We start from the raw sequence: 13,672 nt of genomic DNA on the forward strand, positions 1-13,672 counted from the left end.
AGATTCATGGAATCGGGGACGCCTCCTCTCTGGGCAACCAGCCTTGCTCCGACCTAACATGACGCACCGTCAGATGTGGAGGGAGTTCCATGGACGCCGCCGAAAGCGCTGCGCTCACCCGAGGGCGGCAGGGTGCGCTCGTCGCCCCGCTCACCGAGGAACAACAGGAGATCCGCCGCACCCTGCGGGACCTGCTCGCCGAGCGGGCCGGACCGCACGAGAACCGTGCGGCCACCGCCACCCCCGAGGGGCACGACCCCGCGCTCTGGGCCCACCTGTCCGGCGCCCTCGGCCTCGCCGGCCTCGCCCTCCCGGAGGAGTACGGCGGCGTCGGCTGCGGCACCGCCGAACTCGCCCTCGCCTGCGAGGAGATGGGCCGCGCTCTCGCACCCTCCCCGCTCCTCGCCACCGCCGTCCTCACCGCCCCCCTGCTCCTCGCCCTCGGCACCCCCGCCCAGCGCGCCGAACTCCTCCCGCGGATCTCCGACGGCAGCCTCACCTGCGCCCTGGCCGTCCCCGGCGGCTCCCTCGCCCACGCCCTCGGGCTCACCGGTGACAACGCCGCGGGGGAGTGGTCGGGCGGCGGCCGGGCCGGGGGCGTCCAGGCCGCGCGCACGCCCGACGGCGGCTGGCGGCTCTACGGCGAGGCCGCCCAGGTCATCGACGGACACGGCGCCGGACTGCTCCTGGTCGCCGCCCACGCGGGCGGCTTCGCGCGCAGCCGCACCCTCCTCTTCCTCGTCCGGGCCGGTGCGGACGGGGGGCCGCCGGGGCTGCTGCGGACCCGGCGGGCCACCCTCGACCTCACCCGCACCCAGGCCACCGTCCAGTTCCGGGACACCGCCGCCGAGCTCCTCGGCGAAGAGCCCGCCGACGTCCTCGGCGCGCTCGCCGCCACCGGCCGGACCGCCGCCGTGATGCTGGCCGCCGAGGCCGTCGGCACCGCCGGCGCCGCCCTCGACCGCACGGTGGCCCACGTCGGCTCGCGCGAACAGTTCGGTCGCCCCGTCGGCTCCTTCCAGGCCGTCAAGCACCGCCTCGCCGACCTCTACGTCCAGGTCGAGGCGGCCCGCTCGCTGCTGTACTGCGCGGCCCGCGAACCCGGCCCCGGCCCGGACGGCGGACCGCTCGCGCTCGCCCACGCCCTGGAGGCCCTGCGCGCCACCGCCGGGGAATCCATCCAGCTGCACGGCGGCATCGGCTTCACCTGGGAGCACGAGGCGCACCTGGCCTTCAAGCGGGCCGCCTCCGACGAGCTGCTCTTCGGGCCCGTCCGGCGGCTGCGCGCCCGCGCGGCGGAACGGACCGGGCTCTTCGGAGAGGCGGTGGCATAGGTGCCGGTGGGACGCAGACTCGTGCAGCGGATCTCCTCGACCCGGACCTTCGCCAGGATCGCCCCGCACGTGGTTCCCGCGATGGATCGCGCCGTGCACCGGTTGACCAGGGGAAAAGTGCTGCTCAGCGCGCGGATGCTGCCCGGAGTGGTGCTCACCGTCCGCGGCGCCAAGAGCGGCCTGCCCCGGACGACCCCCCTGGCCTGCATGCCGGAGGGGGAGGGGCGCTGGCTCCTCGTCGGCTCCAACTTCGGACGCCCCGGCCACCCGGCCTGGACGGCGAACCTGCTCGCCCATCCGGACGCCGAGGTCAACTGGCGGGGCGAGGACCTGCCCGTTCGGGCGGAACTGCTCACGGGGGAGGCACGGGCGGCGGCCTGGCGGGCGGCGCTGGAGTTCTGGCCCCCGTACGCCACGTACCAGGCACGGATCGAGCGCGAGATCCGGCTCTTCCGGCTCACCCGGCGGTAGGACCCGGTGCCGGACACGGCGACGCCGACGGCGGTTCCGTGGGGCGGGCCGCCGTCGGCGTCGACGACAGGACGGGTGGAGGGCTCCGGACCTCCGGAAGGAGCTATCTGGTCGGCTTCCTGCCGGTGATGCCGAGGTGTACCAACAGGGCGAGGTTCGGCTTGAGTTCGGCCTGCTTCACGCCCCAGGTCTGGAAGCCCTTCTGGTGGCCGGCGACCGAGGCCAGCATCGCCACCAGGGCACCCGCCATCGCCGCGGGGCTGACGTCCTTGTCGACCTTGCCCTTGGCCTGGAGCTCCTTCACCGCGTCCGTGAGGGAGTTGGTGACCGAGTTCAGGATCTTCATGCGGATCTTGTAGAACCGCTTGTCGCCTTCGGCGGCGCCCAGGTCCACGACCCGCAGGATCGCATCGTGCTTCCGCCAGAAGTCCAGGAAGCCTTCGACGAGTTCCTCGGAGGTCTGCCAGCCGGCCTTGCCGACCCAGGAGCGGCCGGAGACCAGATCGGTCAACGCGGCGCCCTCCTTCGCCATTTCCTCCGCGATCTCAAGGACCGCTCCCTCGACGTCCGGGAAGTACTGGTAGAACGTCGCGGGCGAAGTGCCCGCCTTCCGGGCCACGTCGATGACCTTGACGTCCCGGTAGGGCGAGGAGCTGAGCATCTCACCGAGGCAGTCGAGCAGCTTCTGCCGCGTCGCCTGACCGCGTCGTCCGGCCACGCGGCCGTCGACGGTGCGTACTTGTCCTGTCATGCCGTCAGCTTACCGAGGGGGGATCAGCGCGCGATTCGGCCGACTGCAAATGGGGTGCACCCCGGTGCGCGACCGTTCTGCGAGGTCGGTGCGGGTGCGGCCCAGGGAGCACAGGGGCGGGTTCGAGCCACTTCGGGGTCGTTCGGGGTCGTTCGGGGCCGTTGCAGGGGGGCGCCCCCCCCGATTCCCGCCGGTACGGGGCCGGACGCCCGGCCCCGTACCGGTTCGGGCGATGCCGTCCCGCCCGGATCCGCTCCCGCTCTTCCGTCCGCCGCTCGTTTCCGTCGCCCCGCCCGCCGCTCGTCCCCACCCGAATAGGCTTATGAACAGCCTGTGGACAACTTCGGTGGACAACGCAGGCGCCGCAAGGGTTCCACCCCGATAAATCGTCCCATTGTGCGCATGCCGAAGCGTGCGGGGTCGCCTCCGCCGCCCTAGCGTGTGGACATGGCCGCACGCACCGAGGGCACCCCCTGTTGGGTGGAAGCGCAGCTCCCCGACCTGGAAGCGGGCAAGCGCTTCTACGGCGAGCTCTTCGGCTGGACCTTCGACCCCGACCGCGACGAGGCCCTCCTCGACGGCCGCCGGGTCGCCGGCCTGGTCCCCAAGCGGGACGGGCGCATGCCCACCACCTGGACCCTCTACCTCGCCACCGACGACGCCGGCGCCCTCGCCGCCCGGATCGGGGCCGCCGGCGGGCAGATGGTCATGGATCCCTACCCCGTCGGCCCGTTCGGGGTCTATGCCCTCGCCGCCGACCCCGGCGGCGCCGTCTTCGGCCTCCGCCAGGAGGGGGACGACAACGGCTTCGCGGCCACCAACGAGCCGGGTGCCTTCTGCTGGATGGAGGTCTACACCCGCCGTCCGGACGCCGTCGACACCTTCTACGCCACCGTCTTCGGCTATCTCGGCCGCCAGGCGGACCCCGCCGAGGAGGGCATGGAGCCCGGCTTCGACTACCGGATCTGGTCCCCGCCCGGTTCCCGTCCCGACGACGATTCCTCCTTCGGCGGACGGGCCGTCATCACCGATGACTTCCCGGCCGAGATGCCCGGTCACGTCCTCGTCTACTTCGCCGTCGCCGACTGCGACGAGGCCTGCGAGACCACCGTCCGGCTCGGCGGCCGGATCGCCACCCCCGCCTTCGACACCCCCCACGGCCGGATCGCCGTCCTCCACGACAACCAGGGCGCCCGTTTCGCCGTCCTCGCGGATCCGAAACCCGCCGGTACGGACTGAGACGTCCGCCCCTGCACCGCCCGGTGCATATGAGGTGTGACACCCCGATCCGCCCCCGGGTTCGCAACCGGGCCCTCGGACAGGAAGAATCAGGGGCCACGGGGCCGTACCTTCATGGCCCGAACGGGGAGGTGGCAGGCAAGTGGAACAGCTGACGCAGCACGACCCGAGACGCATCGGGCCCTTCGAGGTGCTGGGCCGGCTCGGCGCGGGCGGAATGGGCCTGGTCTATCTCGCGCGCTCGGCCTCGGGTCGACGCGTGGCGATCAAGACCGTGCGCACGGAGCTCGCGGAGGACCAGCTGTTCCGGGTCCGCTTCACCCGGGAGGTGGAGGCCGCCCGGGCGGTCTCCGGCTTCTACACGGCCGCCGTCGTCGACGCCGACCCGCGGGCGGCGGTGCCCTGGCTGGCCACCGCCTACGTCCCGGCGCCCTCGCTCGAAGAAATAGTGAACGAGTGCGGGCCGCTCCCGGCCCAGGCCGTGCGCTGGCTCGCGGCCGGCGTGGCCGAGGCGCTGCAGTCCATCCACGGTGCGGGCCTGGTCCACCGCGACCTCAAGCCCTCCAACGTCCTCGTCGTCGAGGACGGCCCCCGGGTGATCGACTTCGGCATCGCGTCGGGCGTCTCCAACACGCGCCTGACCATGACCAACGTCGCCGTCGGCACCCCCGCCTACATGTCGCCCGAGCAGGCCCGCGACTCGCGCAGCGTCACCGGTGCCAGCGACGTCTTCTCGCTGGGCTCCATGCTGGTCTTCGCCGCCACCGGCCACGCGCCGTACCACGGTGCCAATCCGGTCGAGACCGTCTTCATGCTGCTCCGCGAGGGTCCCGACCTGGAAGGCCTGCCCGAGGAGCTGCGGCCCCTCATCGAGTCCTGCATGCAGATGGACGTCGCCCGCCGGCCTTCGCCCGCCGACCTCCAGTCGCAGCTGGCCCCGCACCTCTTCGGTCCCGGCAGCGACGACAGCGGCACGGCCTCCGCCTGGCTGCCGCAGAGCGCCACCGCCATGATCGAGCGCCGTCGGGGCGGCGGCCGGCAGCTGCCCAACCCGGTCGCCCCGCCGCGTCCTCCCGCCGCCCCGCCCGGTCCCCGTCCCGACCCGCGCTTCCCGGAGCACGCACCGGCCGGCGGCCGGCACGCGGGTCCCTCCGAGGGCGCGGGCGGCCCGGTGCGGCTGGGCGGCGCGACCGTGCCGATCGGCCCCGGCCCCCGGGTCGCCGACACCCGGGCGGCCATCGCCGTCGGCCGTGGTGCCGACGCGGGCCCGGCGACCGGCTGGATCCGCCCGCCCGGCGGCGGCCCGCACGGGGTCGACCCGGGGGCGCACCACGGCTCCCGGCCCGCGCCCGTGCCCGCACAGGGCGCCGAGCAGGCCCCCCAGCCGTCGCCGGAGCCCGGCCACTGGCGGCCCTGGCGCTTCCGGATGTCGAACGACGTCTGGGGCACTCCCGTGGTCGACGGCGACCTGCTGTACGTCACCTCCTTCGAGGTGCACGCCCTGGACACGGGCAGCGGGCGGCGCCAGTTCAAGACCCGGGACGTGGCCTGGTCGATGGCGGTTTCCGGAGGGCGCATCCACGCTTCCGACGGACCCACGCTGTACGCCCTCGACGCCACCGACGGCGGGGAGCACTGGCGGCTGCACACGGACGCCTGGGTGTACTCCCTCCAGGTCGACCGGGGGACGGTCGTGACCGGCACGCGCGGTGGCGGGGTGCAGGGCTGGGAGGCGTCCAACGGCGCCAAGCTGTGGGAGGTCAGCGGCGCCCAGAGCGACTTCGAGACCCCCGAGGCGGGGCCCGCCGTGCACGGCGACACCGTGTACGTGTGGCGGAACGCCCGGCTCCAGGCCCTGGACGCCCGCTCGGGCGCGGAGCGCTGGTCGTACCCGATCGGCGACGCCGCCTCCTGTGCCAACGTGCCGGTCCGGGTGGCCCCGGCCGAGGACGGCTGCGTGTACGTCTCCGCCGGGACCCGGGTGCTCTCGATCGACATCGCCGGCGGGCACGTCCGCTGGCACTTCGAGGCGCCCGCCGTCTTCCTCTCGCCGCCCGCGTTCGCGCCGGGACCGGCGGTCACCGGCGGCGGGGTCTACCTCACGGACCACCTCGGCACGGTGTACGCGCTCGACGCCGCCACCGGCCAGGACCGCTGGCGGATCGCGACCGAGCAGCGCCAGTCCACCGAGCCGGTGCTCGTCGCGGACGGAAACGTCCACGTCGGCAGCGGCAGCGCGCTCTACACGCTCGACGCGGTCACCGGCACCCCCCGGTGGCGGTTCGCGGCCGGCGGCGAGCTGGTCGGTTCCCCGGTGGTGGCCGACGGCCGGGTGCACTTCGGCTCCGCCGACCACGTCCTCTACACCCTGGACGCGACCGGCGGACAGCTCCGCTGGAAGCTCGCGACCGGCGGCGAGATCACCGGCTCGCCGGTGGTGAAGGGCGGGGTCGTGTACGCGTGCAGCAAGGACCGCTGCGTGTACGCGCTCGATGCGATGAAGGGCACGGCGACGGGCCGGGGGGCCGCAGCGCCGAGGGGCTAGGGGCCGAGGGGCGGTGTCGGGGCGCCCGTCCCGGGAGGTCCGGCACCGCGCCCGGTGGGTCTTCGGGGCATCCGGGCGCGTCCGGCGATCGGATGCCCCTCCGCCCCGGGGGCACGGCGGTCGACCCCGCGGAGGATCGTCGTTCCCCGCCGCTCCCCGCACAGGGCGGGCCCGACGGGTGTTCCCGGAAGGGGCCCGTGCACGGGCGCCGGTGCCACGGCGATCGAGGAGGCGCGGCTCGCCGTCCCTGCTCTGACCTCGCCTTTTGCTGGGCCAAAGGCGTTGCGGAGAGTGAAACGAACTCGTCGAGCGTTCCGGCTCTTCCGCGCTGCCCGTCACGCTCGGGTCCAAGCGCCTGCTGAAGGAGGTCGCCGCCTCGTTCGACCGGGTCGAGCCCGGTGACGAGCGGTTGCCGGTCCTGCGCCACTTGCTGGCCCACCACATGCTCCGGTCGATGATGTACGGCCCCGCCCTGGAGCAGTTCCGCCTGATCGGACGCTGGTGCGGAGCCCAGCCCTGGCGGAAGGGCGGAGACCCGGTCGAGGCCTTCGAGCAGGCCCGCACGGCCGCCGCGTTGTTGTCCCGGGCCCGGTCCACCCCGGTCACGCGGAGCCACGACATCGGCCGCTGACCGCGTCCCTGCGCGGAGCCCGGTGCTTCCGGGGCGCGGCGGCCCGCCGGTCCCGGGCGGTCCGCGACCTGTCGTCGTGCTGCGGCCGAGGCCTTCCGGCCCGGTGGTCGGGGGCGGGCTATCCGCCGGGTTCCCGGGGCGGTCGGGGGACGTCCGTGAGGGTCTGGTCCGACCCCGGGGCGGCCGGGGGCCCCGGTTCCGCCGGGGTCTGGTCCGACCCGGTCCGGTCCGGTCCGGGGGGTCGTGCCGGCGGTGGGCCGTCCGGCGGCGGGCCGACCCCGGGCGGACGGGCGTGACGGGGAGGCCGGTCCACCCGGTGGGCACGGCTCCGGCCCGACATGACGAAGGCGCCGACGAGCATCAGGACTCCGCCGCCGAAGGCCATCGAGACCCCGTCGCCGAGGCCCGCTCCGTCGCCGCCGATCGTGAGGCCGTCCTCCGCCTGGCCGACCCGCACCATCCACAGGACGGTGAAGCCGAGGACGACGAGTCCGGCGAGGGCGACGAGCAGGCGGGAGCGGAGCACCACCCCGACGGCGGTGACGAGGGCGGCGAGGACGAAGGGGAGCAGCACCGAGGCCAGGGCGTCGGCCCTGGCGTCCGTGATGCCGGTGAAGAGCTCGTCGAGGGCGTAGTCGCGCCCGTGACGGCCGTCGTACCAGGCACGGAAGGGGCTCCAGACGGCGGCCGTCGCTCCGGCGAGAGCCAGGACGGAGCCGGCGACGTTGCGGATCATCGATGCGGCCTCCTCGCGAGTCCGGCTCTCGTTCCCGACGCTACGCCGGCTGAAGGGGGCCCGCCACGCGGCACGGCCCCGGCACTAGGGTGGCGCGAACACGACAGACGAAACGGGGGCGGCAATGGTAAGGACGCGTCTGAAGCTCGCGGCGACGCTCGCGGTGGTGGTCCTCGCACTGACCGGTTTCCACACCGGCAAGGGCGGCCACGGCAGCGGTACCAGCAAGAGCGGCAAGAGCCGGAGCAGCAAGGGCGGCGGCTGCTCCAACGACAAGAAGGGCAACAACGGCTACGGAGGCACGGGCACCGTCGGCCAGGCCCCCACGGCCACGGCCACCGCCGAGCCCTCCCCCACGGCGAAGGTCGAGGTGGTGGTCGTCGAGTGCGTGGAGCCGGAGCGGAAGAAGGGCGCGGGCAAGCCCGCCCGCAAGGCGGACACCACGGCGACGCTCAGGATCACCTCGCACGACGCGCTCCCGGGGACGTACGAAGTGACCCTGTACTTCGAGGGTGCCACGGGTGCGGTGGTCGATTCGTCGCGTGCCCGCGTCACCGTCGACGCGTACGACGTCAAGACCTTCCAGGTCGCCATGGGGAACCCCAAGAGCGTCTCGACCGTCCGGCGCTGCCGGGTGGGTGACGTCCGCGAGCAGGACGCCACCGCGACCCCCGTTCCTACCGCGTCCCCCACCCCTACCGCGTCCGGTAGTCCTTCGTCCGCCTGGTGAACAGGGCGTCCTGCCGGTCCGCCGGCAGGTTCCCGAGGGCGACCAGGTGCGGGGCGTGTGCGAGGGCCTGGGCGCGCACGGCCTCCTTGGTGGACCACAGGGCCCGTACGGTCCCCTGGACGGCTTCCGTCGGGTGGGCGGCGATCACGGCGGCGGCCTCCCGGGCCGCCGCCAACGCCCCTCCGGTGGGCGTCAGTTCGGAGACGAGTCCCGTCTCGTGGGCACGGCGGGCCGAGATCCGTTCCGCGCCGCCCATCAGCGCCATCCGGGCGACCTCACCGTGGGGCATCCGCTGCGCCATGTGGACGGTTTCGAAGGCGCTGACCATTCCGTAGGTGGTGTGCGGGTCGAAGAAGGAGGCGCCCTCGCCCGCGATCAGGAACTCCACCTCGCCCAGCAGGTAGAAGGCGCCGCCGCAGGCCATGCCCTCGACGGCGGCGACCACCGGTTTCCACAGGTCGTTCGACTTGGGGCCGAGGGTGAGGAGGGGGTCGTCGATCGCGTACGGGGAGGAGGGCTGCGGCACTTCCGCGGAGCGGTCGATCCCGGTGCAGAAGGCCCGCCCGCCGGCCCCGGTGACCACGATCGCCCGCACCTCGTCCTCGTACCGGAAACCCCGCCAGACGGCGGCGAGTTCCCGTGCCATCTCCGGGGTGAGCGCATTGTGCCGCTCGGCCCGGTCGAGGACGACGACCGCGACCCCGGACTCCCCGTCGCGCTCCACCCGGATGCTCATCCGCGCTCCAGCAGCCAGCGGGGCACCACGACGCCGTCGACCTCGGTGAAGGCCACCCGCACCGGGGCGCCGATGCGGAGGCGGGTCGGGTCGAGGGAGTTCAGCGGGGCGTCCGGGGCGGTGACGACGTTCCCGACGAGGCGGATGCGGGGGGCTTCGACGAGTTCGACGAGCACCGCGTTGTAGGGCGCCTGGGCGGCGTAGTCGGGCAGGAGCGGCGGGTGGGGGAGGACGTACGACCAGATCCGGCCGCGTCCCGACAGGAGCCGCCACTCGTCGTCGAAGGACCCGCAGTGCGGGCAGCAGGGGCGGGGCGGGAAGCGGAGCTCGCCGCAGGCGGCGCAGGCCTGGACGCGCAGTTCGCCCCGGGCCGCGTACTCCCAGAAGGGGGCGCCGTCCTCGTCGATGACCGGTGTCAGCATGACGGGTTCAACTCCTCAGCAGGATGGCCGACGTGGGGACGCCCTCGCCCGCCGTGACCAGGCAGGTGGCTGCGTCGGGGACCTGGGCGGTGGAGCTGCCGCGGAGCTGCTTCACGCCCTCGTTGATCAGGTTGAAGCCGTGCACGTAGGCCTCGGAGAGTCCGCCGCCGCCGGTGTTGAGGGGCAGCCGGCCGCCGATCTCCAGGGCCCCGCCCTCGGTGAAGGCGGCCCCCTCGCCGCGCCCGCAGAAGCCGTAGCCCTCCAGGGAGAGCGGGACGAGGGCGGTGAAGGCGTCGTAGATCTGGGCGACGTCCACGTCGGCGGGGCCGAAGTCGGCCTGCTTCCACAGGTGGCGCGCGGCGGTCCAGGCGGGGCCGGAGAGCGGGTCGTCGTTCCAGTAGTTGACCATGCCGTGGTGCTGGGCCGGCAGCCCCTGGGCGGCGGCGTGCACGTAGACGGGTTTCTGCCGGCAGTCGCGGGCGCGCTCGGCGGAGACGATCACGCAGGCGAGCGCGCCGTCGGTCTCCAGGCAGTTGTCGAAGAGGCAGAGGGGTTCGCTGATCCACCGGGAGGTCATGTACATCTCGCGGGTGAGCGGCCGTTCGTACATGATCGCGGCGGGGTTCTGGTTGGCGCGGTTGCGGCAGGCCAGGGCGACGTTGAAGAGGTGGTCGCGGGTGGCGCCGTACTCGTGCATGTAGCGGCGGGCGAGCATGCCGATCTCGTCGGCGGGGCGGAGCAGCCCGAAGGGCCGGGTCCACTGCCCGGGGGTGGGCAGTTGGGCGGTCGTGTTCTTCCAGGGGCGGGGGCCGGAGCCGCGCTTCCGCGACCGCCAGGCGACGCCGACGCCCGCCTGTCCGGTGGCGACGGCGGCGGCGAGGTGGCCGACGGTGGCGCAGGAGCCGCCGCCGCCGTACCCGACCTTGGAGAAGAAGGTGACGTCGCCGGCGCCGATGGCCTTGGCCACCTCGACCTCGTCGGTCTCCTCCATGGTGTACGAGGCGAAGGCGTCGACCTCGGAGGGGGCGATCCCGGCGTCGTCGAGGGCGGCGAGGACCGCCCGGCAGGCGAGGGCCTTCTCGGTCTCGGGAAGTCGTTTCGCGAAGGCGGTCTGTCCTATCCCGACGATGGCCGTGGCGTCCTTGAGCACCGAACCTCCTCATGGGGCAGCACTACTGACAGCGCGTCAGGCTACAACTAATCTGACGGATAGTCAGCTACAGGGAAGGTTGGGTATGGACCTGCGCGGCGACCTGGAGTGGGGCACGATCCCCGGGCTCGTACGGACGGCGGCCGAGCGGCACGGACCGCGGGAGGCCGTCGTCGACGGACGCGTCCGCGTCACCTACGCCGAACTCGGCGGGCGCGTCGAACGGGCCGCCGCCGCCTGTCTCGCCGCCGGGGTGCGCCCCGGCGACCGGGTCGGGATCTGGGCCCCCAACACCCTGGACTGGATCGTCTCCGCCCTCGGCGCGGTCACCGCCGGCGCCGTTCTCGTCCCCCTGAACACCCGCTTCAAGGGCACCGAGGCCGCCTCCGTCCTCCGGCGCTCCCGGGCCAGGCTGCTCTTCGTCACCGGCACCTTCCTCGGCACCTCGTACGTCGGCTCCCTGCGCCGCTCCGGAGTCCCGCTGCCCGACCTGGAGAAGACCGTGGTCCTCGGGGACACCGCGCCCGACGACCCGGCCTGGACGACCTGGAAGGCCTTCCTCGCGGCGGGCGACGGCATCCCGGGCGACCGCGTCCGGGCCCGGGCCGACGGGATCGCCCCCTCTGACCCCTCCGACATCATCTACACCTCGGGCACCACCGGCCGCCCCAAGGGCGCCGTCATCAGCCACGCCCAGTCCCTGCGCTGCTATGCGATCTGGTCGGAGCTCGCCGGCCTGCGCGAGGACGACCGCTACCTGGTGGTCAACCCCTTCTTCCACACCTTCGGCTACAAGGCCGGCGTCCTCGCCTGTCTGATGCGGGGCGCGGTGATCGTCCCGCAACCCGTCTTCACCGCGGACACCGCCCTCGCCAACATCGCCGCCGAACGCATCACCGTCCTCCCCGGCCCGCCCACCCTCCACCAGTCCCTCCTGGACCACCCGGCCCGCGCCGCCCACGACCTGTCCACCCTGCGCCTCGTCGTCACGGGCGCGGCCGTGGTCCCGCTGCGCCTCGTCGAACGCCTGCGCACCGAACTCGGCGTGAGCACGGTCCTCACCGCGTACGGCCTCTCCGAGGCGAGCGGGATCGTCACCATGTGCCGGCGCGACGACCCCGACGAGACCGTCGCCACCACCTCCGGCCGTCCCGTCCCCGGCACCGAACTCCGCCTCTCCGACACCGGCGAGGTCCTCGTCCGCGGCCACCACGTGATGAGCGGCTACTTCGAGGACGAGGAGGCGACGGCGGAGGCGATCGACGCCGACGGCTGGCTCCACACCGGCGACATCGGAGTGCTCGACGGGGCGGGCAACCTGCGGATCACCGACCGGCTCAAGGACATGTTCATCGTCGGCGGCTTCAACGCCTACCCGGCCGAGATCGAGCAGCTCCTCGGCCTCCACCCCGACGTCGCGGACGTCGCCGTCATCGGCGTCCCCGACCCGCGCCTCGGCGAGGTCGGCTGCGCATTCGTGGTGCGTCGGGCGGGGGCGGGGGTCACGGCGGACGACCTGATCGCCTGGTCGAGGAGGGAGATGGCGAACTACAAGGTGCCGAGGCGGGTGGAGTTCGTCGCGGAGCTGCCGCGCAACGCCAGCGGGAAGGTGGTCAAGGCGGAGCTGAGGGAGAGGGGCGGACCACCCGCCCCGCGCGGGTGAGGAGGAGGGTGCCTCGCCGGTGGTCCGTTTCCCCGTACTCCGGCCACCGCACCGAGGACGTCCGTCAGGGCGGAGCGGGCTCACCCGACGGACGGCGGGTCCGGAAGGAGGGCTCAGGCCGTACGCGCGAGCCAGCCCTGCTCGGCCGCGCGGGCGCCCGCCTCGAAGCGGCTGCGGGCGCCGAGCCGCTCCATGAGGTCGGTGGCGATGCGTCGGGCCGTGCGGGACGAGACTCCCAGGCGTTTGGCGATGGCGTCGTCCGTGTGGCCTGCGGCGAGGAGCTGGAGCGTCGCGTTCTGTTGGAGGGTGAGCCCGTGCTCGTCGGTTGCGGATCCGCTGCCGAGCGGCTGGGCCGTGGCCCAGATGGTCTCGAAGAGCGCGCAGAGCGCGGTGACGAGGCCGTCGCTCGTCAGGACCATGGCTCCGGCCCCGGTGTCCTTGCTGGTGAGCGGGATGACCGCGGTCTTGCGGTCGACCACGATCATCCGGGTCGGCAGCATCGGCGCCGTGCGCACCTGAGCGCCGCGCGTGGTCAGCCAGTCCGCGTAGGCGAGCGTCGGTTCGTCGTTGCGCACGCTGTCCAGGTAGACGGTACGCATGCGGACGCCGCGATCGAGGAGTTCCCGGTCCAAGGGGCGGGACGCTTCCATGGCGTCGACGGTCTGGGCGCCGTCGGTGTTCAGACCCAGCAGCTCCTCCCGTACGTCCCGGGTCAGGGTGGCGAGACGGTCGCGGATCCGGTCGAGGCCGATGAGCTGTTCGACGCCGGGTCCACTGACCGTGGGCGTGAGGGTCGCGTAGTCGGCGATGAGCCGGGCCGCCGCCTCGCGCGAGGCTTCCAGGCGCTGCTGGTGTGCCGCGAGCTCGGCTTGCTGGCGTGCCATGAGGACTTCCATGCCCAGGGCCGGCGGCACGGCCCGCAGCTGGTCCCGGGATTCGTACGACGGCCGGACGAGCGTCAGCTCGCTGAGCCTGGCCAGGGCGTGGCGGACCTGCTCCTCCGTGAGGTCCAGGTCCTCTGCGATGGCGCCTACACCATGCTGAGGGTGGGCCAGCATGATTCGGTAGACGGCCTCCGCCGTGCTGTTCAGGCCAAGCTCGATAAGCATCTCTCACATCCCCCCCGGAACGTTTTCGACAAGGAAATCTTGGTCGACCGATCATGCCAGGTGCACGTGTCGGGCGACCAGGCGAGTGGGAGAGCAGGCTGCTCTGGCCGGTTTCGTCCTTGTCCCGAACCGTCCTGAATGAACAGCACACACCG

13 protein-coding genes are annotated in these 13,672 nt (G+C 73.4%); 7 read left to right on the forward strand and 6 right to left on the reverse strand.

Annotated features, from left to right (window positions below):
- Positions 1–89 precede the first annotated feature (89 nt).
- Positions 90–1,334: an acyl-CoA dehydrogenase family protein gene (locus ACFW22_RS15885; RefSeq protein WP_386403859.1), complete on the forward strand. Its 1,245-nt coding sequence runs from the start codon at positions 90–92 to the stop codon at positions 1,332–1,334.
- Positions 1,335–1,805 (forward strand): nitroreductase family deazaflavin-dependent oxidoreductase, encoded by a 471-nt coding sequence (locus tag ACFW22_RS15890; RefSeq protein WP_386403862.1) that lies wholly within the window; start codon positions 1,335–1,337, stop codon positions 1,803–1,805.
- Between the two features lie 103 nt (positions 1,806–1,908).
- Here ACFW22_RS15890 and ACFW22_RS15895 read toward each other — a convergent pair whose 3' ends face one another.
- On the reverse strand, positions 1,909–2,556 hold the full coding sequence (locus ACFW22_RS15895; RefSeq protein WP_384881495.1) for a TetR family transcriptional regulator: 648 nt from the start codon (positions 2,554–2,556) through the stop codon (positions 1,909–1,911).
- A 447-nt stretch (positions 2,557–3,003) separates the two neighbouring features.
- Here ACFW22_RS15895 and ACFW22_RS15900 point away from each other — a divergent pair, with 447 nt between their 5' ends.
- The 3 genes from ACFW22_RS15900 to ACFW22_RS15910 all read left to right on the forward strand — a co-directional run bounded on the left by ACFW22_RS15900 (position 3,004) and on the right by ACFW22_RS15910 (position 6,971).
- Positions 3,004–3,795: a VOC family protein gene (locus ACFW22_RS15900; protein ID WP_386403866.1), complete on the forward strand. Its 792-nt coding sequence runs from the start codon at positions 3,004–3,006 to the stop codon at positions 3,793–3,795.
- Positions 3,796–3,937: 142 nt separating this feature from the next.
- The gene (locus ACFW22_RS15905) at positions 3,938–6,340 is read left to right on the forward strand and encodes a PQQ-binding-like beta-propeller repeat protein (protein WP_386403869.1); all 2,403 of its coding nucleotides are present in this window, start codon (positions 3,938–3,940) and stop codon (positions 6,338–6,340) included.
- A gap of 454 nt (positions 6,341–6,794) precedes the next feature.
- Positions 6,795–6,971 carry a hypothetical protein gene (locus tag ACFW22_RS15910; RefSeq protein ID WP_386403872.1) on the forward strand — a complete coding sequence of 59 codons (177 nt, stop codon included), beginning with the start codon at positions 6,795–6,797 and terminating at the stop codon, positions 6,969–6,971.
- 118 nt (positions 6,972–7,089) lie between these two features.
- On the opposite strand, the gene ACFW22_RS15915 is transcribed toward ACFW22_RS15910, so the two are convergent.
- Entirely contained in the window at positions 7,090–7,707 is a 618-nt protein-coding gene (locus tag ACFW22_RS15915; RefSeq protein ID WP_386403875.1) for a hypothetical protein, read from the reverse strand.
- A 124-nt stretch (positions 7,708–7,831) separates the two neighbouring features.
- Here ACFW22_RS15915 and ACFW22_RS15920 point away from each other — a divergent pair, with 124 nt between their 5' ends.
- The gene (locus ACFW22_RS15920; RefSeq protein WP_386403878.1) at positions 7,832–8,437 is read left to right on the forward strand and encodes a hypothetical protein; all 606 of its coding nucleotides are present in this window, start codon (positions 7,832–7,834) and stop codon (positions 8,435–8,437) included.
- Here the strand turns inward: ACFW22_RS15920 and ACFW22_RS15925 are convergent.
- The 3 genes from ACFW22_RS15925 to ACFW22_RS15935 are packed head-to-tail and all read right to left on the reverse strand — an operon-like array spanning position 8,403 to position 10,745.
- Entirely contained in the window at positions 8,403–9,173 is a 771-nt protein-coding gene (locus tag ACFW22_RS15925; protein WP_386403881.1) for an enoyl-CoA hydratase/isomerase family protein, read from the reverse strand. The two genes, ACFW22_RS15920 and ACFW22_RS15925, sit on opposite strands and share 35 nt — an antisense overlap.
- Positions 9,170–9,595 (reverse strand): Zn-ribbon domain-containing OB-fold protein, encoded by a 426-nt coding sequence (locus tag ACFW22_RS15930; protein ID WP_386403884.1) that lies wholly within the window; start codon positions 9,593–9,595, stop codon positions 9,170–9,172. Before ACFW22_RS15930 ends, ACFW22_RS15925 begins: the two co-directional genes overlap by 4 nt.
- 7 nt (positions 9,596–9,602) lie before the next feature.
- A complete protein-coding gene (locus ACFW22_RS15935; protein ID WP_386403887.1) occupies positions 9,603–10,745 on the reverse strand; it encodes a lipid-transfer protein in 1,143 nt (380 codons plus the stop codon).
- A 91-nt stretch (positions 10,746–10,836) separates the two neighbouring features.
- Between ACFW22_RS15935 and ACFW22_RS15940 the strand changes: the two genes are divergently transcribed.
- Complete coding sequence (locus ACFW22_RS15940) at positions 10,837–12,408, forward strand: FadD3 family acyl-CoA ligase (protein ID WP_386404091.1); 1,572 nt, start codon at positions 10,837–10,839, stop codon at positions 12,406–12,408.
- 113 nt (positions 12,409–12,521) lie between these two features.
- Here the strand turns inward: ACFW22_RS15940 and ACFW22_RS15945 are convergent, their stop codons facing one another.
- Positions 12,522–13,517, reverse strand: a complete 996-nt coding sequence (locus ACFW22_RS15945; protein WP_386403890.1) for a LuxR C-terminal-related transcriptional regulator — start codon at positions 13,515–13,517, stop codon at positions 12,522–12,524.
- Positions 13,518–13,672: the final 155 nt, after the last annotated feature.

Origin of the sequence: Streptomyces sp. NPDC058872 (genome assembly GCF_042743065.1) — a bacterium.
Taxonomy (GTDB): domain Bacteria; phylum Actinomycetota; class Actinomycetes; order Streptomycetales; family Streptomycetaceae; genus Streptomyces.